Source organism: Pseudomonas sp. NPDC098740 (genome assembly GCF_044760065.1).
Lineage (GTDB): Bacteria > Pseudomonadota > Gammaproteobacteria > Pseudomonadales > Pseudomonadaceae > Aquipseudomonas > Aquipseudomonas rossensis.
The window spans coordinates 418,851-440,131 of the sequence record NZ_JBIWAM010000001.1 but is presented as its reverse complement, the minus strand read 5'-3'; the positions used below and the strand labels follow the sequence as shown (position 1 = coordinate 440,131).

The window sequence follows — 21,281 nt, the reverse complement described above, 5'->3', positions numbered from 1 at the left end:
AAAAAGGCCCCGCTCATCACATCGAGCGGGGCCTTTTTGTTTGTCTCGTGCGCACCAAACAACGCTATCGTTAACCGTGTGCACTGGATCATTGGAGGTTTGTGATGAACATACAACTGACAGGCTTGCTGTTGCTCGTAATGGCCAGTGCTGCCCATGCAAACAGCATCACCGGCGTTCCGTTGTTCGATGCGGACTGCCCCGGCAAAATCATCGTCCACGCGGACCAGGACGGACCGGTGTTGATCAACAGCAAGGAAGCCGAGACCAAAGCCATTGACGATCGCCGTTTCGAAGCCAAGGGTTCTGGCGTCATCATCTCGATCCTCCTCTCCGATGACGACTCGGTCACGGTGTCCTCTACTGGCAAGGCACCCAATGGTGTATGCCAATTAATAGAAGACTGATGCAGTCGACACACCTGCAGCCGTACCCAACACCAGCTCCATAAAAGCCACCGACGCAGCGCTGTGATAGTTGTTTTTGCGTCGAAGCAGCGCGGCCCCTCGTTTGGGCGACTCCCCCAACAACGGGATTTTACGCAACGCGCGGTCCTCGGTGGCAATGGGCTCAGGAAGGATGGTGGCGATGGCCGTGTGCCGAATGACTTCCAGCAAGGTACTCACCGAGTTGACCTCGATCACCACCTTCGGCGTGATTTGCTCCTGAGCAAAGTACTCATCGATGCGGGTGCGGGTAACGAAGTCCGGGGCCAGCAGCGCAAATTCCAGTTGCGCGACCTCTTGCGCGGACAACGCGACCTGGCTTCCGTATAACGGGTGATCGCGCCCTACCATGACGCCCATCGTCTCGGTAAACGCCGGGATCGACTCGATGTCGGCATTTCTGACCTGGGTAAACGCGATGGCGATGTCCAGTGAGTCATCCACCAGCCCGGCCTCGATGTCATCCATCGACAGCTCGAAAATCTGTAGATGGATGTTCGGATACCGCGCCACGTAATCGCGCACCAGCGGCCCCACCAGGTACGCCATGAACGTTGGGGTCATGGCCAGTCGCAGGGTGCCGCGGGACAAGTCCTTTACGTCATGCAGCGCACGTTTGCCTGCCTCCAGTTCCACCAGCACCCGACGAGCACATTCGATGTAGGCCTCTCCCGCATCGGTGGGTTTCACCGTGCGCGAGGTTCGGTCGAACAGGCTCACGCCCAGGTTTTCTTCCAGTTGCCGGATCTGTTGGGACAGGGTCGGCTGCGAAACGTGAAGCGCCTCGGCGGCGCGAGTGAAACCGCCGTGGTCGGCGACCGCCAGCAAATAGCGCAAATGTCGGAGCAGCATGGGGAATCACCATCTATAGGCTGTGCTTATGCGCTGCATTGTATATCGGTCTTGGACGCTATGGATTGATCAGCAGAAGATTGCTCCACACCCAAGCAACATCACTCCCGACAGGAGAAATACCATGCAACAGTCCCACGCTTACAACGACCCAAGTCTGGCCCTGACTACGTCGATCCTCGATGCAAAAGCGAGCAAAAACCTGTCCTGGCAGGACCTGACCGACGGCACCGGCCTCGGTCTGGCCTACGTCACTGCCGCCCTGCTCGGTCAGCACCCGCTGTCGGAAAGCGCCGCCAAAGTGATTGGCGAAAAACTGGACCTGGACGCCGACACCGTGGCCCGCCTGCAGATCATCCCGTTGCGCGGCAGCCTCTCGGGTGTCCCGACCGACCCGACCATCTACCGCTTTTACGAAATGATCCAGATTTACGGCACCACCTTGAAAGCCCTGGTTCATGAGCAATTCGGCGACGGCATCATCAGTGCGATCAACTTCAAGCTCGACATGAAGAAAGTCGAAGACCCGGAAGGCGGCTCCCGCGCGGTGATCACCCTCGACGGCAAATTCCTGCCACTGCGTCCTTTCTAAGCGGATGCCGGCCCGCATCACGCTATATCCGTAGCAGCTGCCGAGCCCGCGAGGCTGCGTTCGAGGACGTAGTCCTCGCCAGATCCAGGCGACTGCTGCGCAGCCGAACGCAGCCTCGCGGGCTCGGCAGCTGCTACAAAATAATCATTCGATTCACGTATGAGGACATCGCCATGAAGGCGCTCATCGAAGGTTTTTTGAAGTTCCAGAAAGACGCCTTTCCGCAACGAACCGACCTGTTCAAGCACCTGGCCACCACCCAGCATCCGGGTACGCTGTTCATCACCTGTTCCGACAGCCGTGTCGTGCCGGAACTGCTGACCCAACAGGAACCCGGTGAACTGTTTGTGATCCGCAATGCCGGCAACATCGTGCCCTCCTACAGCCCTCACCCCGGCGGTGTGTCGGCCACGGTCGAATATGCGGTCGCAGTACTCGGCGTCACCGATATTGTGATCTGCGGGCACTCGGACTGCGGCGCCATGACCGCCGTCGCCAAGTGCAAATGCATGGACCACCTGCCCGCCGTCAGCGGCTGGTTGCAACACGCCGAGTCAGCGAAAGTCATCAACGAATCCCGCCCTCACGCCAATGATGCGGCGAAGGTGAGCTCAATGGTTCGGGAGAATGTCATCGCGCAACTGGCCAATATCCAGACGCATCCGAGCGTGCGCCTGGCTCAGGAGAAAGGCCTGTTGAATTTGCATGGTTGGGTTTACGACATCGAGACCGGTTCGGTTGACGCACTGGATGCCAACAGCCACCGTTTTGTGGCGCTCGCCGAGTATCCGGACACCTGCGCCCTTCAAGCCCGATCCATAGAAGCAGCCGCCTGAAGTACGTATCCATTGGCAGATAGACGATCGACGCAGCGCTCCCGGCTCACGGGAGCGCTGCACTGACACGATCGACCGGGTTATTTATCGTCGATCTTTGTTGACGATTGTGGCCGACTCTCAGGGGCCTCTTCAGCGTTGGGTGGTTCTGGAATACTGCCGGGCGTGAACACGTGAGTCAGCAAGTCTTTGGCATCGACTTCGACGACCCCCTGAACCGAACGGGTCAGAGCAACAGCCTGCTCACACTGTTTATGGGTGTTGACGCGACCGCTCAATGCCACCGTGCCCCCGTGGGTTTTGACATGGATTTGCAGGCCAAGGCTGGGTTCGGCCATCGCGAGGGCTGACTTCACCCTGGCGGTAATCCACGTGTCGTGAACGCCCCTTTCCAGATCATGAGAGTATTGTTGAAAGGAATGAAGTTTCATGGTGTAACCCTCTCTCACGTCATCAGATGCACTACCCGTCCATTGGCTGTGCAGCCTTCTGACTCTCAGGCGAGCGTTATGGACATCTGATTCGTTTTGGAGCGCTCGCCACGCCCATACGGACGCACATTAAGTATAGTGCGGCCGTTGACTGGGGTCGTGGTGCTGGATCAGCGTTTGACCGACAGATCCGTCTGGGTCATGCGACTGCGGATCGTGAACACCCCATCTCCCGAGAGAATCGCGCTGCGAGCAAACAGGCGACCGCTCTCCCAGTTCGAAAGACCCAGTTCCGGCTTGTTCAGTGCGTACTGTCCGTCGACCCAACGGGTAATCCCGTTACCGACAAAGGGTGCGTTGACCGCGTTGTAGAAGCGTTCCTGAGCCTCGGCATCTTCACTGATCAATGACACGGTGAACTGCGGGCTATGGCGATTGAACAACGCGAGGGCGCTGTCCAGGTCATCGACAATCTTCAGGCTGACTTCCGGGGTTTCTTCCCATTCCCACTCACGGCCCAACTGATCCTCGGGCAGCGGTTCGGCCAACGCTTCGGTTTGATAGCCTTCGGCGCGGTACACCTCAACGCTGGCGGTCTGCCAATCGGTCGGCAAATACGGCTCGCTGCCTTCGACGATGTGCAATTTGCAGCCCTGCCCGCGTGCGATGCCGGCTTGTTGCAGCGCGTCGAGGAACAGCGGCAACAGTTCCGCGACACGGTCACGGTGAATCAGGCAGACGTTCATCGTGTTGCAGACTTTGCGATCCAGCGAGTTGCGCACTACAGCGGCAAAGCGTTTGGCGTCGGTGTCCTTGTCGGCGATCAGCCAGGCACCACCGGTGCCGTGCAGGCTGACGGCGGTGCCGGCCTGTTGGGCGATGCTGCCCAATTGACTGACGGCACGACCCGAACCACGGGCCACCGCCAGCGACAGGCGCCGGTCGGCGAACATCGCCCAACCGGCCGCGTGATTGACGCTTTCCACCAGCGACACCGCTCCGGTCGGCAACCCGGCGTCACTCAGTGCCGGATTCAACGCGTGGGTGACGATGGCTTGCGCCGTGCCCAATGCATCGCTGCCAATGCGCAACACCGCCGTATTACCCGTACGCAACACACCGGCGGCGTCGGCGAAGACGTTTGGCCGGCCTTCGAAGACGAACGCGACGATGCCGAGCGGCGAGACCACTTGCTCGACTTTCCAGCCGTCATGCTCGATGCAACTGACCACTTTGCCGCGCGTGGCCGACGCATCTCGCCAGGCCCTGAGGCCGGCGATCATGTCGCGACGCATGCGTTCATCCGCCAGAAGCCGCGTGGTGGAGCGTCCGCGGGCCTTGGCCCGCTTGATGTCGGCCAGGTTGGCGGCTTCGATCAAAGCCCAGCAGTCAGGGTCTTCCAGGCGTTGGGCGAAGCGATCAAAGAACTCGCTGATGGCTTGATCCGAGACCGCGGACATTGCGCTGAACGCCGCTTCGGCACGCCCGATTGCAATGGCCGCCGCTTGCTGGTCAGCCACCGGAATCAGCAACAATTCGCCGCTGACCTGCTCCACCAGCAGATGGTCCCCGGGCTGAAAGCGCGCGGCTAATTCGGGGCTGACCACAGAGACACGATTCCCGGCGAAAGGGATAGGCGTGCCAGCGACTAGACGTTCGAGCGCAAGAGACATGAAGCGGTTTCACCATGCAGTGGGCGGCCGGAAAATGTATAGGAAAATCCCTGGAGCGTCATTAACCGCACGCCTGACAGGAATCGAAAACCCGGCGGCCCGTCACCCCCTACGCTAAAAGACCACTGTGACCCGGTACCACCGTGTCTAGAACACCGACCAGCCAATCCGCTGACTCAGCAACTCCAGCGCGGCCATGCCCGCGAGGGAGTTGCCGGCGGTGTTCAACTCCGGCGACCAGACGCACACCGTGAATTGCCCCGGCACCACCGCAACAATCCCTCCGCCCACGCCGCTCTTGCCGGGCAGACCGACGCGATAGGCAAAGTTGCCGGCTTCATCGTAGAGGCCGCTTGTGGCCATGATCGAGTTGACTTGCTGGGTCTGGCGGGCGGTTAGAATCTGTTCGCCGCTGTGCTTGCAGAAACCGTCATTGGCCAGAAAACAGAACGCCCGCGCCAGATCCACGCAGCTCATGCGCAGCGCGCAATGGCTGAAGTAACTGCGCAGTACCGCTTCGACGTCGTTGTGGAAATTGCCGAAAGACTGCATCAGATAAGCCATCGCAGCGTTGCGCGCGCGATGCTGGTATTCGGACTCGGCGACCTTGCCGTCCACCATGACTTGCGGGTTGCCGGACAGCCGACGCACGAAGTCGCGCATCGACAGTGCCGGCGCGGCAAAGCGTGACTGGTTGATGTCACAGATCACCAGCGCACCGGCATTGATGAAGGGGTTGCGCGGGCGTCCGCGCTCGAATTCCAGTTGCACCAGCGAATTGAACGGCTGGCCGGAAGGCTCGTGACCCAGGCGTTTCCAAATGGCTTCGCCGGAGTGTTCGATGGCCTGCACCAGGCCGAACACCTTGGAAATACTCTGCACCGAGAACAGCGAATGGGCATCGCCGGCGCAATACAGTTCGCCGTCATTGCCATACACCGCGATGCCCAGCTGATCGGCCGGCACCGTACCGAGGGCGGGTATGTAGTCAGCCACCTTGCCCTGGCCGATCAGGGGACGTACTGCGTCAAGGATCTCGTTCAACAGCGCTTGCATGCCGGGTTCCGAAGTCTCGCCCCATGGGATTGCGGGGACACAGACGCTAGACGTCGTCGGTCGAGGCCGGATCACATGCCACCGGCTCTCTGTAGCAGCTGTCGAGCCCCAGCGAGGCTGCGTTCGGCTGCGCAGTAGTCGTGAAACCAAGCAGCTCGGTAGTCCAGGTGAATCGCGTGCACAGGGTTTACGACTGCTTCGCAGCCGAACGCAGCCTCGGCTTGGGCGAGTCCATCCAATTACAGGGCTGTGGTTTGGCTGAGGATTTTAGGGGTTACGTATCACAGTGTGTACAGCGCCCCTCCCGACACACCCCGCCCCTAGAACCCCACGCCAAAGACACATCGCAGATACACCTGCTTGATGAACTGTGCCTGTCGATTGGCCACGCCGATCAAAGCGCTCAACTCCCTCAATGCTACGGAGTATCACCATGTTCAAGCTCTCGACTTCTTCTTTGACCCTCGGCCTGATCATCGCTGGCGGCCTGGCCCTGTCCAACGTGGCTTCAGCCTCTGAGTCCGAGGCGTTCAGCATGAAACAACTGGCCCACGGCTACAGCCAGGTCCAGGCCGACACGGCGGAAAAACCGGCGGAAGGTAAATGCGGCGAAGGCAAGTGCGGCGCCGGCGAGTAACCCAATGCGTGGGGCACCGCGGTGCCCCACCTCCCTGACTGAACGGAGATCAAGCCCATGACCACCTCACTCTCATCGGCCGTGAAAGGCCTGCACCTGAACCTTGACCGTGCCGGTAGCTGGATCGCGCCGCTGACCCTGCGGGTGTTCCTCGCCTGGGAATTCTTCGAGTCAGGCCTGGAAAAATTCAATGGCGAAAACTGGTTCGCCGATATTCAGGACAGCTTCCCGTTCCCCTTCAACCACCTTCCGGCCACGCTGAACTGGGAACTGTCGATGTGGGCCGAACTGATCTGCGCCCTGGCCATAATGGTCGGCCTGGGAACGCGGATCTCGGCAATCATTTTGATCGTGGTCACGGTCGTCGCGACCGCCGCCGTTCACTGGCCGGCCGATTGGTCTACATTGAGTGAGCTTGCCCAGGGTTACGCCATCAGCAACAAGGGTCACGGCAACTTCAAACTGCCGCTGATCTACCTCGCGGCCTTTATGCCGCTGTTGCTCTCGGGTGCCGGCAAGCTCAGCCTCGATGCGCTTCTGGCTCGAGTCTTCTGGCGTCGCGATAACCGCTGAAACGCCAGGGACTCGATAACGTCAAGAACCCAGCATCGACGACTTACAGCCCCAACAAGCTTCACCCCACTCACTTGCGAAGACAGGAGCCACCATGAGCGTGACCACCCAATGGATCGAGATCGACAGCGCCGACGGTAAATTCGGCGCTTACCTGGCCATTCCGCACACCCGCAAAGGCCCGGGGATCTTATTGATCCAGGAAATCTTTGGCGTGAATGAACACATCCGCTCGGTCGCCGAACAATACGCTGCCGACGGTTACCTGGTGATTGCACCGGACCTGTTCTGGCGCAGCGGCCACCGCATCGAACTGACCTACGACGAGGCCGGCTGGAAACGCGCCGTCGAGTTGATGAACGCCACCGATGTTGGCAAGGCACAGACCGACATCGAACTGGCCATTGACGCATTGAAAGCCCAGCCGGGTCTGGACGGCGGGATCGCCTCGATTGGTTACTGCTTCGGCGGTTTGCTCTCGTACCACACCGCCGCCAATGGGCTGGTGGACGTGGCAATCGCCTATTACGGCGGCGGAATCCAGAATCAGCTGGACCGGGCCGATGAAATCGAAGTGCCGCTGCTGATGCACTTCGGTGAACAGGACAGCCACATCCCGCTGGAAGCCGTGGAGAAAATCGCCGAGCGTTTCGAGAACAACGATAACGTCGAAATTGTCGTGTACCCGGAGGCCGAACACGGCTTCAACTGCTCGCATCGCGACAGCTACAACCAGCGCGCAGCGGCTGAGGCCCATGGCAATACGTTGATCTTTTTGGGTCAGGAACTGTAAGGCCAGACGAGCAACAGGGGACTTCCAAAGTCCCCTTTTTGTGTCTGCCGTTTAACGACTGAGTTCTTCCTCTGTATCGGTAACCGCCAGTTTCGGACGAACACTGCGCTCATGCACATGAGCCGCCGGTGTGCGGTCGATCAGCAGGCTCAACAGTTCTGGACGGCCGTAGTGACCGCGCGAATCCATCATGCGTTTGCGCTTGTCGATCAGGCCCATGTCGAGGTCGACGATCACCTCGCCTTCGCCTTCGGTCCCCTTTCGAAAGGCGACTGAACGAACGAGAAGTACGGGTAGTAAGGCACGATGGTTTCCGGGAACACGGCGAACTGCACGCCCTGCTCGCCGAGCTCGAGAATCTTCTGCACCACTTTGTCGACGGTGCATTCACGGCTGTAAAGAACGGGGCTGATTTGTACGGCGACGGCTGGACTGACTGGCATCAGCCACGATTCGCGCGCTGAATCACTTGCGACGGCTGGCCAAATGCACGGATAAACGCGCGACGCATTCGCTCCCGATCGCCAAAACCGGTATCGGTTGCCACCACGTCGATGGGGTGCCGACCGGTTTCCATCATCAGACGCGCCGCTTCCACCCGCAGGTTTTCGATAGCCTTGGCCGGTGATTGCCCGGTTTCGGCATGGAACACACGGCTGAACCCTCCCGCGCGTCGGTGGTACACCACCAATTGCCGCGCGACTTCCGCACCCAGATCCTTTTCCACCAGCGCCAGCGCCAGATCGACGCAGGCGCGCATGCCCGCGGCCGTCCAGATGTTGCCGTCGTTGATGAAGATCCGGTCTTCCTCGACCTTCACCTTCGGGTACGCCTTCTGCAGCGCCGGTGCATGGCACCAGTGAGTGGTCGCGCGCCGGCCATCAAGCAAACCGGCCTCGGCCAGCGCAATAGCGCCGGTGCAGATCGAGCCCAGACGCCGGACATCATGGTGGCGCTGGTCGAAGGCGGCCCATACGCCGACGAAGTCGAACGGCGCCGGCGCATTCGTTATGCGCTGCTGGCAGGGTTCAAGAACGTGGGGATCAGCGGCTTCATTCCTCTGGCGAGCCGGCTGACCGCGTCACGCCCCGCTAATTGCGAAGCACCGACACAATCGCAGTCCGATCGAGGCGTACGTCCGCACGACCTGATGGCGCTGCGCTGCCTTCAGGCCCCCTCACCGCCGCCCTACCCTGAACCCTCCAAATCAATTCGCGAGCGCTTCAAGCAAGCCCAATCATTTTTCTGGGCCGGGCCACTGACCATCACCCTGCTGATACTCGCCGGGTTCATCGTCTGGTGGCGCATCGAGGGCCCGAAAGATGACCATGACGCACGGCTGGCCTGGGTGCGTGGCGTGCCGATGACGCTGTTTATGGTGGCGGCGGCCTGTGCATTCATCGACACGCGGTTCTGGCATGCGGAGTTTCTCTGGTTCACGTTCGTACTGATGTTGGCGTACCAGATGCGCAGCACATTGACGGACAACGGACTGGGTGAGCCGATGTTCCTGTTCGAAGGCATCAGCGCCTGGCCCACCGTGGCACCGCGGCTGCTGGCCGTGCTGATCTCCCTCTCGGCACTGGCAGGGGCCTGGCGCAACCTGCGCATCAATCGGACCGAGATCGAAGCCACGTACCATTTACGCCTGCACATGCGTAAATACGAGATGACGTTGTGGGGACAGGTTCGACGCTTGATTCGCCGGGGTAAAGGCTGGACATTGCGTCGATGGTGCAACGAACTGGGGCACTGCCTGCTGAAGATTTTCTTCCCGTTGCTGACCGCCAGCGACGAATGGTCAAAGTCCTGCACACCGGCCCAGGCCGCTTGCACGGACGGGCGCAAGATGATCGTCATTGCTCGCTTCTGGGGGATAACTGGCCGACACCGCCCGGCCTGATCATTTCCTACCTGCTGACGGCGTTGGTACTGCTGGTTTCCGCGCTGTCGTTGCGACGCGCAGCGGAAAAGGCCCGCACCGTTGCCTTGCAACGGCTCGACGCCTATCTGCTGCAAACACCCGAAACGACGCCTTGCTACACCAAGTTCAAGATGATCCGCGAGCGGACCGCGACGTTCAATACCGGCTCGTTCTCACGCTACGCGGAAGACCCGCTGATCCGGGCGCTGCTGCTGTCGCTGACCGGTATCGGCGGCTCGGCCATTGTCGACGCGTTGAACTATGCGAAGTTCTAGCAGCAACGGGTATTGCATTTTCCACGGCCAAAGCGGGCCTCCTGACGCTCACGAAAAAACGCCGAATAGCTCATGACCGGCTCGCCGGGATGATTGAGCGCCATTTGCGCAACGTAGTTATCGTAATCGGGCACGCCTACCATTAAACGCGCGCCCTGACTGAAGAACCTGGCGACCTGCTGCAGTTTGCGGTACATGGCCAATCTCTCTGTGAGTGTGGGACTGGCCCATCAAACCGCACTGATGTATCTGCAATGTGTCATCACCGGGGTGCTTTGTATGTTCAAGTATCAAACGCGGCGATGCGCAACGCCCGGCTCGTTCTCACGCTAGGCTAAAGAATAACGACATCGTGAAAGGAGGCGTTCGAGATGCAACTCATCACGTTGAAAATCGACAAGCCGCAAGCAACGAATTTCATTTTGGGTCAGACCCATTTCATCAAGTCCGTCGAGGACATCCACGAAGCGTTGGTCAATGCCGTGCCAGGTATCCGTTTTGGCGTGGCCTTTTGCGAAGCCTCCGGAAAATGCCTGGTGCGCTGGTCGGGCACCGATACCGCCATGATCGAACTGGCCCGGAGCAATGCCCAAGCCATCGGTGCAGGCCATAGCTTCATCATTTTCCTCGACGATGGCTTCTATCCCGTAAACGTGTTGAACGCCGTCAAAATGGTTCCAGAGGTGTGCCGCATATTTTGTGCAACGGCCAACCCGACTGAGGTGATTCTCGCCGAGACGGACCAAGGGCGAGCGATTCTGGGCATGGTGGATGGCTTCTGTGCCCGTGGCATTGAAGGCGAGGAAGACATCCTGTGGCGCAAGAACCTGTTGCGGCAGATCGGCTACAAACTATGAGCAAAGCAGGCGCTGAACATCACACTGTTCAGCGCCTCACACCTGGAATGGTGCCAAGGGACGATAACGTCGCCGCCAGAATGATGAATCCCGAGCCGGTGACACCGGCAGATCCCTTGGAGGACAGAGTTAACGATGAAAATTATGCTCGGCGGTTCGAATGTGGGCTTTAATGTCCGTGCTTACATGCAGCCAGATTGGCTTCGACTCCCTACGAAGATGGATGCGCCTGACGGCGGGTTCAGGCTGCCATGCACTTGTCTAATCAAGGAAGAAACGACATTGAAAATAGCTTTTGGCGCCCTGTTGTTGAGCTGGTTGACTACTATCGCACTCGCTGACGAGAACCCTGTCGGCTTCCACTCTTCCACACTGGCGGACGCGCACAATGACCGCGCACTGGAGATGGTCGTCTGGTACCCTAGTGCAACTACCGCAGCCACGCAAATGATTGGCGATGATGCGGTGTTTGTCGGGGCTTCTGCCGTTCGTGACGCGCCACCCGCTACTGGCAAGCATCCATTGTTGGTGCTCTCCCACGGGTACAGAGGTAACTGGAGCAACCAGATCTGGCTTGCCAGTGCTCTGGCCCATAGGGGTTACATCGTCGCCGCAATCAATCACCCTGGCACCACCACTCATGACCGTAGCCCTCAAGCAGCGGCGCAGTTATGGCAGCGGCCCGTTGATTTACGCCGAGCCATTGATAGGGTCACGACTCAACCTGAAAAATTCGGCTTGGTCGCCAATGACCGAATTGCAGTGGTGGGCCATTCACTCGGCGGCTGGACCGCCCTGGAGATCGCCGGTGCTCGTTTCGATCCAGACCGCTTCGCCCATGACTGCAAAGCCCACCCGCAGTTAACAAGTTGCACCGTCTATGGAAAGATAAACCCCGCAAGCACCTCAGAATCAAAGGCCGCGTTGGCCGCCGATTTGCGCGATAAACGCGTCACTGCTGTGGTTACCTTGGACCTGGGCCTTTCACGGGGCATGACCGATGAAAGCCTGGCCGCGCTACCGGTACCAGCGCTGGTGATCGCTGCCGGCGTACCGTCGCGCGAGCTTCCCGCTGAGTTGGAGTCTGCCAACCTGGCCAAACGCCTGCCTCCGGCGTCAAGCCGTTACGTCGAAATCCGCGACGCAAGCCATTTCAGTTTCTTGTCGTTGTGCAAACCTGGCGCGGAGGTATTGCTCGAAGAAGAAGTACCAGGCGATGGCATCATTTGCCGGGATGGCGACAGCGCTCGCCCGCGTAGGGTGATTCAACAGCAGATTACGTCGCTGATAGCAGAGTTTCTTCAGTCATCTATCAACAAAGAAGACAGTTTGTAGAATCGTGGTACGAGACCTGCCGCAGCTCAACAAAAAAACGCTGGAGCAGTTTCAGCACCCGTGCAATCTGTCAGATCGGTTGGCCAGGGATGAGCGCTCTGGGTCGGAGCGGTCGGTCGCGAACAGCTGCTTTCGGCCAAAAGCAGTCACTCCTGACATTGCTACAAACATCCAAAGAACGCGGGCTATGTTCGCCAGCGAACAGACGAACAGCCCTCCAAGTCACCACACTCAAGCTGAAAAGCTACGTCCATCCAGCGCTGCTCGGTGCTGGAGCAATGCGTTGGCGCACCTAGAAAAATGTACGTAATTGTACGATGCGTTTCAGGCTCAGGACCTTATGAACAGCATATGGACACGCCTACAGAAGGTATTTTCCCGCTCGTCCGGCTTATGGCGAACCCGTCTGTTTCCCCCACCCCGATTCAAATACGAGCCCATTTTGCGCTCGGAGCTTTTCAGCGCCGATCAGATGGCCAGTCACGGCATCACCCTGGCCGGGCAGCATCGCCTGACAACGCTGTCCGCACGGGATTCGATGCTGCACAGGCTCGATGATAACGAGGAGTTGCTCAAACGCAGCTGCACGGCGCTGGCCAACGCGCAAGTGTCCAGCCGACGAGTGACTCCGGCAGCGGAATGGCTGCTGGACAATTACTATCTGGTCGAGGAAAACATTCGCACCGCCAGAACGCACCTGCCCAAAGGCTATAGCCGTGAGTTGCCACGCCTGATCAACGGCCCGTCCGCGGGGCTGCCTCGAGTCTATGACATCGCTCTGGAGACCATCTCCCATGGTGACGGTCGAGTCGATGAGGAAAGTCTGAGCCGCTTCATTTTTTCCTATCAGACAGTGATGCCACTTGCGCTGGGCGAACTGTGGGCGATACCGATCATGCTACGTCTGGCGTTGATCGAAAACCTGCGGCGAGTGGCCTCGAGGGTCATGGCAAACGCCGACGAGCGCAATCTGGCCGATGACTGGGCCGAACACCTGATCGAAACCTCAGAACGAGACATCAAAAGCGTGGTGCTGACTGTTGCCGACATGGCCCGCTCCGCACCGCCGATGACCGCCGCCTTTGTCGCCGAATTCACCCGCCGCCTGCAGGGCCAAAGCGCAGCACTGGCCCTGGCGCTGAACTGGATGGAGCAGATGCTGAGTGAGACAGGCTCCAGCATCGAACGCCAGGTGCAGCTCGATGCGCAACAACAGGCAGCGGATCAGGTGTCCATTGGCAACAGCATCGGCAGCTTGCGCCTCTTGTCCGCCACGGACTGGCGCGAGTTCGTCGAGTCGATGAGTCATGTCGAGCAGATTCTCTATGAAGACCCCGCAGAAATTTACCGGGCGATGGATTTCAGTACCCGTGACAGCTACCGGCATGTCATAGAACGCCTTGCCCGAAGAAGCCCCCAGCACTCGGAAATCCAGGTCGCCCGCGCCGCGATCAATCTCGCCGCAGCCGGAACCGCCTCAGTCCCCTGCGAACTGCTGGCCCGGCATGTCGGGTATTACCTGATCAGCGCTGGGCTGCCGACGCTAGAGCGACGACTCAACGCCCGGGTGCCGCTTCATGAGCGCTGGAAACGGTTGTTGCAGCAGTCGCCGCTGATGTTTTATCTGGCGCCGGTGGCTTTTCTGACGCTCATCTTCGCCTGGCCTTTACTGGCCTCTGCGCAACGCGACGGGATGCCCGATGCGGCGCTTCTGATGATGGCGATTCCCTGTCTGATCATGACCAGCCGACTGGCGATCAGCCTGATCAACTGGTTGGTGACGTTCAGTCTGTTGCCAATGACGCTGCCAAAGATGGATTTTGCCAACGGTATACCCGATGGCGCGCGAAGCCTGGTGGTGATCCCGACGCTGATCGCCAGCCCGGCAGATGTGGATGAACTGGTGGAAGGTCTTGAAGTGCGGTTTCTCGCAAACCGCGACAACAACCTGTATTTCGCGTTGCTCAGCGATTTTCTGGATGCACCTGAAGAGACTCAGCCGCAAGACGCCGAGCTGCTCACACAGACCTCCCGTGCAATCACCCTGCTCAACCGAAAATACGCGGACGGACTCAGCGACCGATTCTTTCTGCTGCATCGGCCGCGTCGCTGGAACGCGAGCGAACGTGTGTGGATGGGCCACGAGCGCAAACGCGGCAAGCTGATTGAACTCAACGCCCTTTTGCGTGGCCATGGACTGGAACGCTTCAACGCCATCGTCGGCGACATCACGCCATTGCGCGGGGTGCGTTACGTGATCACGCTGGACACCGACACCCTGCTGCCGCGCGATGTCGCCCGCCAATGCGTGGCGGCCATGATGCACCCGCTGAATCGTCCGTTGTTCGACAGTGGCGGCGAGCAGATCATTTCCGGCTACGCGGTGTTGCAACCGCGAGTGGGCATCAGCCTGACCAGCGCCACGCGCTCTATTTACGCCCGGCTGTTTGGCAGTGATGCCGGCGTCGATCCCTACACTCGGTCGGTATCGGACGTTTACCAGGACCTGTTCCAGCAAGGCTCCTTCATCGGCAAGGGCATCTACGACGTGGACGCGTTCACCTGCGCCCTGGAAGGTTGCTTGCCGGATAACCAGATTCTCAGCCACGACCTGATCGAAGGGTGTTATGCACGATCCGGCCTGCTCAGCGACGTGCAAGTCTACGAGCAATACCCCTCGCGCTACGGTGCCGATGTCAAACGACGGCATCGCTGGGTTCGCGGCGACTGGCAACTGCTGCCGTGGACATTGCCCTGGGCGCGCAACGCCGACGGCAAGTGGGTGCGCAACAGGCTGAGCGTCATGGCACGCTGGAAGATTCTGGACAATCTGCGACGCAGCCTGGAACCGCTGGCGCTATTGCTGATGTTTGCATGGGGTTGGTTTGCCAGCAGTCAGCCAATGAACTGGACCCTGACAGTCATCGGGTTGATGGTGATTCAACCGTTGCTCCGAGCGGTGACCGATCTGATGCAGCCCCCCGTCGATGTGCCCTATGGACAATACCTCAGGGCGCTGCTGGGTGATCTGGTACAAGACCTCGCCCGGACTGGTCTGACGCTCGCCTGGCTGCCCTTCGAGATGTTCTACAGCGCCGACGCCATCCTGCGCTCGCTCTGGCGAATCGGCTTCAGCAGACGCCGGCTTTTGCAATGGCAGCCTTCGCGCGAGGTGGAGCGCACCACCGAAAACCGGCTGTCCGGCCTCTATCGCCAGATGTGGATCGCGCCGGTGTCGGCCCTGATCTCACTGGCCCTGCTGGCGAGGGATCCGCAGACGCTGGCCATCGCCGGTCCCCTGCTGCTGTCGTGGTTAGCGGGCCCCTGGATCGCTTGGTGGCTCAGTTCCGCACCCAAGCAGTCGGTGTTCGCACCGTCTACGGATGACTTGCGCTTCCTGCGGTTGCTGGCGCGCAGAACCTGGGCGTTCTTCGATCAATACCTCGGGCCTCAGGATCACTGGCTGCCACCGGACAACGTGCAGGAAGAACCCAGGCCGGCCATTGCCCATCGCACCTCGCCGACCAATATGGGCATGTCGCTGCTCGCCCACCTGGCCGCTCACGATTTCGGTTACTTGAGCACCGAACGGCTGCTGTCCAGGCTTGCGGCGTCGCTGGACAGCATGGACAGTCTGGAGCGTTATCGGCAGCACTTCTATAACTGGTACGACACGCAGACCCTCGAGCCGCTGCGTCCGCATTACGTCTCCACCGTCGACAGCGGTAACCTGGCGGGCCTGCTGTTGACCTTGAGCACCGGCATTGCGCAGCTTGCAGACGCCCCGATGTTCGGCCCTGCCGTGATCAAGGGCCTGCGCGATACCCTGGATATCCTTGCAGATTCCCAGCGCGCCTCGGGGTCGGATGAATTCGCCCTGCAACTGAGAAAAGGCCTTGAACCGGTCTCGCAAGCTGCGACCCCTGAGGCGCTGGCAGACCTGCTGCACACGGTTCGCATCATGGTCACAGACAAGCAAGCGGACACCGACGAGGAAAGCCTCTACTGGCGAGAAGCGTTTACGCGTCAATGCATCGACTGGACAGAAGAACTGCAGCGTTATCGCCTCCCTGCCCCCTTGGTTACGATTGAATCGCCTCGCACCTTGCGTCAACTGGCAGATCTGAACCCCGCCGACTGGGCCGCCGACCACCACCCTGAAATCGAGCGGGTCCGCAGTGACGCCGAGCAGCGTCTGGAAACCGTGAAGCGTCTGGCGTTGTCAGCGGCATCGCTGGCGCAGATGGATTTCTCGTTGCTTTACGACAACCAGCGTGACCTGTTTGTCATCGGTTACAACGCCGAGGAGCGCAGGCTCGACACCGGTTACTACGACCTGTTGGCGTCCGAGGTGCGGCTGACCAATTACGTGGCCATCGCTCAAGGACAAATCCCCCAACGCGCCTGGTTCACCCTGGGAAGGCTGCTGAGTGAAAACGCTGGCGTACCGACGTTGCTGTCCTGGTCGGGCTCGATGTTCGAATACCTGATGCCAATGCTGGTGATGCCCAACTTCGAGGGCAGCCTGCTGGACCAGACTTGCCGCGCCGCCGTGTCGGTACAGATCGAACAGGGCAACAGGCTGGGCATTCCCTGGGGCGTTTCGGAATCGGGTTACTCCACCGTCGACGCGCACTTCAATTATCAATACCGCGCCTTCGGCGTTCAGGCCCTGGGGCTCCAGCGCGGGCTGAGCAATGACGTTGTGATAGCGCCCTATGCCAGCGCCCTGGCGTTGATGGTCGATGCCGATGCAGCCTGTAAAAACCTGCAACGCCTCGCCCTGCAAGGCTCTGCTGGACGTTTCGGTCTGTATGAAGCAGTGGATTACACCGAGGCCCGCTTACCGCGTGGCCAACACTTCGTCGTGGTCCGGTCGTTCATGGCTCACCACCAGGGCATGAGCTTGCTGGCCTTGACCAGCCGACTGCTCGATCAACCCATGCAAGGGCGATTCGAGGCCGACCCGGCGCTGCGATCAGCCCTGCTGCTGCTACAGGAGCGGGTGCCGAAATCCACCGCGCCGTACCTGCAAACCACACAGTCGCCCGTACTCGGCGATGTTGGCCAAGGTCAGGATGCGGGGCTTCGGGTGTTCTCTGATCCAGGACGCAAGCGTCCGGCCGTGCAATTGCTTTCCAACGGTCGCTACCATGTCATGCTGACCAGCGGCGGCGGTGGTTACAGCCGCCGCAATGAGATGGCGATCACTCGTTGGCAGGAGGACACCTCACAGGACAATTGGGGGATGTTCTGCTACCTGCGCGATGTCCAGACCAACACGGTCTGGTCGGCTGCGCATCAACCGACTATGCATCAACCCGAGAGCCACGAGGCGATCTTCTGCGATTCCCGTGCAGAGTTCCGTGCGCGCAACCTGGAATTCGACACGCACCTGGAGATTGTTGTCTCACCTGAAGACGACATCGAACTGCGCCGCCTGCATGTCACCAACCGAGCGTCATCGGCCAAGACACTGGAGATCACCACCTACGCCGAAGTCGTGCTGACAACCCCGGTCAACGACGCGATGCACCCGGCGTTCAGCAAGCTGTTCGTGCAGACCGAATTACTGACTGCGCTTCAGGCCATTATCTGCAGCCGCCGACCCCGGGCCAGCGATGAGCCGACGCCGTGGATGTGCCATTTGCTGGCGGCACACGGGGTGGACATCGATGCGATCTCGTACGAAACCGATCGCGCCCGATTCATCGGCCGAGGACGCAGCCTTGTGTCACCTGCCGCCCTTGATGCCAATTGCCAGCGCTTGTCAGGCAGTGCAGGCCCGGTGCTCGATCCGGTGATCGCGATTCGCTGCAGGATTACCTTGCAACCCGGCCAACAGGCCACCATCGACTTGGTAACCGGTGTCGCCGACAGCCGTGATGACTGCCTTTATCTCATCAACAAATACCGCGACCGCCACCTCGCCGACCGGGTGTTCGACCTGTCCTGGACCCATAGCCAGGTGCTTCTGCGTCAGCTCAACGCCTCGTTGTCCGACGCCCGTCTGTTCGAGCAGATGGCCTCGTCGCTGCTTTATGCGAACGCCTCGATGCGCGCCAACCATGCGGTGCTGATCGCCAATCGCCGCAATCAGCCGGGACTCTGGGGTCAGGCCATCTCCGGCGACCTGCCCATCGTTTTGCTGCAAATCCAAAGCCTTGACAATATCGCCCTGGTGCAGCAATTGATTCAGGCCCACGCCTACTGGCGGCAAAAAGGGTTGGTGGTCGATCTGTTGATCTGGAACGAAGATCAGGCGGGTTATCGTCAGCAACTGCAGGACGCGATCCTGGGCCTTATCACCTCAGGCAGTGAAGCCACTCTGCTGGATCGTCCGGGCGGGATTTTTGTGCGCCCCGCGCAGCAGATGTCGAATGAAGATCGCGTGCTGTTCCTCTCGGTTGCCCGGCTGGTGCTGAGCGAAGGTCTGGGCAGCCTGGCCGAACAGATTCATCGCCGCAAAGTATCACCGGTGCACGCGTCGTTTGTGGCGACCAGGCATTTTCGAGCTCGGCCGGCATCGGTACGACCGAACCGTCCCTTCCTGCTTTTGAGCAACGAATATGGCGGCTTCAGCGCCGATGGCGGTGAGTACATCATCACCGGGCTCGCGCCCAATCCGACACCCGCACCCTGGGTTAACGTGATCGCCAATGCACAACTCGGCACGGTGGTCTCGGAAGCCGGCAGTGCCTATACCTGGGCCGAAAACGCCCATGAATTTCGCCTGACGCCCTGGCACAACGACCCGGTCACCGATCGCAGCGGCGAAGCCATTTACCTGCGCGATGAAGAGACCGGGCACTTCTGGTCTGCGGCGCCTCAACCCTGCCCCGGACAAGGCCCGTACCAGACCCGTCACGGTTTCGGTTACAGCGTGTTCGAACATGAAGAAGACGGCATTTACAGCGAGCTATGGATCTATGTGGCGCTGGATGAGCCGATCAAATTCTCGCGGCTATTGTTGAGCAACCGCTCGGGACGCCAACGGTCATTGTCGGTCACAGGGTATGTGGAATGGGTGCTGGGCGACCTGCGCAGCAAATCGGCGATGCATGTGGTCACCCAATCGGATCCCGCCAGCGGGGCCTTCTTCGCCCGCAACGCCTATTCGGTGGAGTTTTCCGAGCGGGTGGCGTTCTTTGACACCGACACGATCGATCACGGTGTCAGCGGTGACCGTACTGAATTCATTGGCCGCAGTGGCACCCTGGCCTCACCGGCAGCGATGCAGCACGCCGGTCTGTCCGGGCGCATGGGGGGCGGTCTGGACCCTTGTGCCGCCCTGCAAGTGTCGATCGAACTCGGCGATGGTGATACCAGGGAAGTCATTCTGCGCCTGGGGGCGGCGTCTTCCAGTAACGCCGCCACCCAGCTGGTGCAACGTTATCGGGGCAGCCTGGTGGCCGCCGAGGAGTTGCAGAAAGTACGGGAACACTGGCGCTCATTGCTCGGGGCCATTCGTATCGAAACAGGCGCGCCTGCGGTCGACGTCATGGTGAATGGCTGGTTGATGTATCAGGTCATCGCGTGCCGTTTCCTGGCCCGAAGCGGCTACTACCAGTCAGGTGGCGCCATCGGTTTTCGCGATCAGCTGCAGGACAGCATGGCGATGATCCATGCCGATCCGGCAGCCGTGCGAGCGCACCTGTTGCTGTGCGCCGGCCATCAGTATGTGGAAGGCGACGTGCAACACTGGTGGCACCCGCCGATGAATCGAGGGGTTCGCACCACCTGCTCCGATGACTTTTTGTGGCTGGTGGCCGCCACCAACCGCTATGTCGAAATGACCGCAGACGTGGGTGTACTGGAAGAGGCCGCCGGGTACCTGGAAGGACGAGAACTGGGGACCGGCGAAGAGTCCTACTATGACCTCCCCGGGGTATCGCCCCTGCGAGAGTCCCTGTATCAACACTGCGTGCGCGCCATCGAACACAGCCTGCGCCGCGGTCATCACGGGTTGCCGCTGATGGGCTCTGGTGACTGGAACGACGGCATGAATCGCGTCGGCCATCTGGGTGCAGGTGAAAGTGTCTGGCTGGGCTTCTTCAGCTATCAGGTGCTGGAGCAATTTGCGGTGACCGCTCGCCTGCACGGTGATCACGCATTTGCCAAACGCTGCAGCGACAGCGCGGTGACACTGCAACGCAACCTCGATCAAGCTGCCTGGGACGGCGCCTGGTATCGCCGTGCCTGGTTCGATGACGGACAAATGCTCGGCTCGGCGAGCAATGAGGAATGTCGTATCGATTCTATTGCTCAAAGCTGGTCAGTGCTGTCAGGGGCCGGCTCTGCCGTCCGCCAGATTAAGGCCATGCAGTCATTGGATGAGCATCTGATCAAACGTGACATCCGCGCCGTGTTGCTGCTTGACCCACCATTTGACAAGGGCGCCCTGGACCCCGGCTACATCAAGGGCTACGTGCCTGGCGTGCGCGAGAACGGAGGTCAGTACACGCATGCTGCCGTTTGGGCGGGCATGGCGTTTGCGCAGTTGGGTGAAGCCGGCAAAGCATGGGAACTGCTGAATCTGATCAACCCCGCTGCCCCTGCCAACAACGCTCAAATCGATACTTATAAGGTCGAACCCTATGTCATGGCCGCGGATGTCTACGGCGCCGCGCCCCATGCCGGGCGAGGGGGCTGGACCTGGTATACCGGTTCTGCCGGCTGGATGTACCGGCTGATTGTCGAGTCATTGTTGGGCGTTCAACGCAGCGGCCGCACGCTCAGAATCGAACCGCTGATACCCGTCGACTGGCCGGGCTTCATCTTGCACTACCGCTTCGGCAGAACCCTCTACCACTTTGATGTGCGTCAGGGCAGTTCGAACATCACCTCCATTACCCTCGATGGCCAGCCATTGAGTGACTCTGCGCTGACACTGGATGACGGCGTTCTGGAGCATTGGGTTCGGGTAGATTGTCGCGCCCGGTCACCCAGGCCTCAGGCGCTGGAATACGAGCATGCCGCCGATGAATAGACATTGATCACC

Annotated in this window: 16 protein-coding genes and 3 pseudogenes; 11 read left to right on the top strand and 8 right to left on the bottom strand. The window is 60.1% G+C overall.

Annotated features, from left to right (window positions below; genetic code table 11):
• The first annotated feature begins 104 nt into the window (after positions 1–104).
• Complete coding sequence (locus tag ACIQU2_RS02195) at positions 105–407, top strand: hypothetical protein (RefSeq protein ID WP_347806127.1); 303 nt, start codon at positions 105–107, stop codon at positions 405–407.
• Here ACIQU2_RS02195 and cynR read toward each other — a convergent pair.
• Positions 393–1,298, bottom strand: coding sequence for a transcriptional regulator CynR (gene cynR / locus ACIQU2_RS02190; RefSeq protein WP_403138141.1), 906 nt, complete (start codon positions 1,296–1,298; stop codon positions 393–395). The two genes, ACIQU2_RS02195 and cynR, sit on opposite strands and share 15 nt — an antisense overlap.
• A gap of 124 nt (positions 1,299–1,422) precedes the next feature.
• Here cynR and cynS point away from each other — a divergent pair, with 124 nt between their 5' ends.
• Both cynS and ACIQU2_RS02180 read left to right on the top strand, forming a co-directional pair.
• Positions 1,423–1,890 carry a cyanase gene (gene cynS, locus ACIQU2_RS02185; protein WP_403138139.1) on the top strand — a complete coding sequence of 156 codons (468 nt, stop codon included), beginning with the start codon at positions 1,423–1,425 and terminating at the stop codon, positions 1,888–1,890.
• Between the two features lie 173 nt (positions 1,891–2,063).
• Positions 2,064–2,726: a carbonic anhydrase gene (locus ACIQU2_RS02180; protein ID WP_347806124.1), complete on the top strand. Its 663-nt coding sequence runs from the start codon at positions 2,064–2,066 to the stop codon at positions 2,724–2,726.
• An 80-nt stretch (positions 2,727–2,806) separates the two neighbouring features.
• On the opposite strand, the gene ACIQU2_RS02175 is transcribed toward ACIQU2_RS02180, so the two are convergent.
• From ACIQU2_RS02175 to glsB, 3 genes are all read right to left on the bottom strand, one after another.
• The gene (locus ACIQU2_RS02175) at positions 2,807–3,157 is read right to left on the bottom strand and encodes a BON domain-containing protein (protein ID WP_403138137.1); all 351 of its coding nucleotides are present in this window, start codon (positions 3,155–3,157) and stop codon (positions 2,807–2,809) included.
• A 170-nt stretch (positions 3,158–3,327) separates the two neighbouring features.
• On the bottom strand, positions 3,328–4,830 hold the full coding sequence (locus tag ACIQU2_RS02170) for an aldehyde dehydrogenase family protein (protein WP_403138134.1): 1,503 nt from the start codon (positions 4,828–4,830) through the stop codon (positions 3,328–3,330).
• A 147-nt stretch (positions 4,831–4,977) separates the two neighbouring features.
• Positions 4,978–5,886, bottom strand: a complete 909-nt coding sequence (gene glsB, locus ACIQU2_RS02165) for a glutaminase B (RefSeq protein WP_347806122.1) — start codon at positions 5,884–5,886, stop codon at positions 4,978–4,980.
• A gap of 433 nt (positions 5,887–6,319) precedes the next feature.
• Here glsB and ACIQU2_RS02160 point away from each other — a divergent pair, with 433 nt between their 5' ends.
• From ACIQU2_RS02160 to ACIQU2_RS02150, 3 genes are all read left to right on the top strand, one after another.
• Positions 6,320–6,523 (top strand): hypothetical protein, encoded by a 204-nt coding sequence (locus tag ACIQU2_RS02160; RefSeq protein WP_059405530.1) that lies wholly within the window; start codon positions 6,320–6,322, stop codon positions 6,521–6,523.
• Positions 6,524–6,580: 57 nt separating this feature from the next.
• Positions 6,581–7,096, top strand: a complete 516-nt coding sequence (locus tag ACIQU2_RS02155) for a DoxX family protein (RefSeq protein ID WP_347806120.1) — start codon at positions 6,581–6,583, stop codon at positions 7,094–7,096.
• A gap of 94 nt (positions 7,097–7,190) precedes the next feature.
• On the top strand, positions 7,191–7,889 hold the full coding sequence (locus tag ACIQU2_RS02150; protein ID WP_403138131.1) for a dienelactone hydrolase family protein: 699 nt from the start codon (positions 7,191–7,193) through the stop codon (positions 7,887–7,889).
• Positions 7,890–7,940: 51 nt separating this feature from the next.
• On the opposite strand, the pseudogene ACIQU2_RS02145 reads toward ACIQU2_RS02150, so the two are convergent.
• Positions 7,941–8,332 (bottom strand): annotated as a pseudogene (locus ACIQU2_RS02145) (nitrilase-related carbon-nitrogen hydrolase).
• Positions 8,332–8,829: pseudogene (locus ACIQU2_RS02140) on the bottom strand (GlxA family transcriptional regulator); the annotation flags it as partial. The pseudogenes ACIQU2_RS02145 and ACIQU2_RS02140, both read right to left, overlap by 1 nt.
• On the opposite strand from ACIQU2_RS02140, the gene ACIQU2_RS02135 reads away from it, so the two are divergent.
• The gene (locus ACIQU2_RS02135; RefSeq protein WP_403138128.1) at positions 8,740–9,792 is read left to right on the top strand and encodes a hypothetical protein; all 1,053 of its coding nucleotides are present in this window, start codon (positions 8,740–8,742) and stop codon (positions 9,790–9,792) included. The pseudogene ACIQU2_RS02140 and the gene ACIQU2_RS02135 sit on opposite strands and share 90 nt — an antisense overlap.
• A complete protein-coding gene (locus ACIQU2_RS02130) occupies positions 9,720–10,088 on the top strand; it encodes a hypothetical protein (RefSeq protein WP_403138125.1) in 369 nt (122 codons plus the stop codon). The genes ACIQU2_RS02135 and ACIQU2_RS02130 overlap by 73 nt, the downstream gene beginning before the upstream one ends.
• Here ACIQU2_RS02130 and ACIQU2_RS02125 read toward each other — a convergent pair.
• Positions 10,085–10,285, bottom strand: a complete 201-nt coding sequence (locus tag ACIQU2_RS02125; protein WP_403138122.1) for a YbdD/YjiX family protein — start codon at positions 10,283–10,285, stop codon at positions 10,085–10,087. The genes ACIQU2_RS02130 and ACIQU2_RS02125 overlap by 4 nt on opposite strands.
• A 174-nt stretch (positions 10,286–10,459) precedes the next feature.
• Here ACIQU2_RS02125 and ACIQU2_RS02120 point away from each other — a divergent pair, with 174 nt between their 5' ends.
• Entirely contained in the window at positions 10,460–10,945 is a 486-nt protein-coding gene (locus ACIQU2_RS02120) for an adenosine-specific kinase (protein WP_403138119.1), read from the top strand.
• A gap of 43 nt (positions 10,946–10,988) precedes the next feature.
• Here the strand turns inward: ACIQU2_RS02120 and ACIQU2_RS02115 are convergent.
• Positions 10,989–11,078: pseudogene (locus tag ACIQU2_RS02115) on the bottom strand (hypothetical protein); the annotation flags it as partial.
• Positions 11,079–11,227: 149 nt separating this feature from the next.
• Between ACIQU2_RS02115 and ACIQU2_RS02110 the strand changes: the two are divergent.
• Together ACIQU2_RS02110 and ACIQU2_RS02105 are read left to right on the top strand one after the other, a co-directional pair.
• Positions 11,228–12,280 carry an alpha/beta hydrolase family protein gene (locus tag ACIQU2_RS02110; RefSeq protein WP_403138313.1) on the top strand — a complete coding sequence of 351 codons (1,053 nt, stop codon included), beginning with the start codon at positions 11,228–11,230 and terminating at the stop codon, positions 12,278–12,280.
• A gap of 340 nt (positions 12,281–12,620) precedes the next feature.
• Positions 12,621–21,269, top strand: a complete 8,649-nt coding sequence (locus ACIQU2_RS02105) for a GH36-type glycosyl hydrolase domain-containing protein (protein ID WP_403138117.1) — start codon at positions 12,621–12,623, stop codon at positions 21,267–21,269.
• Positions 21,270–21,281: the final 12 nt, after the last annotated feature.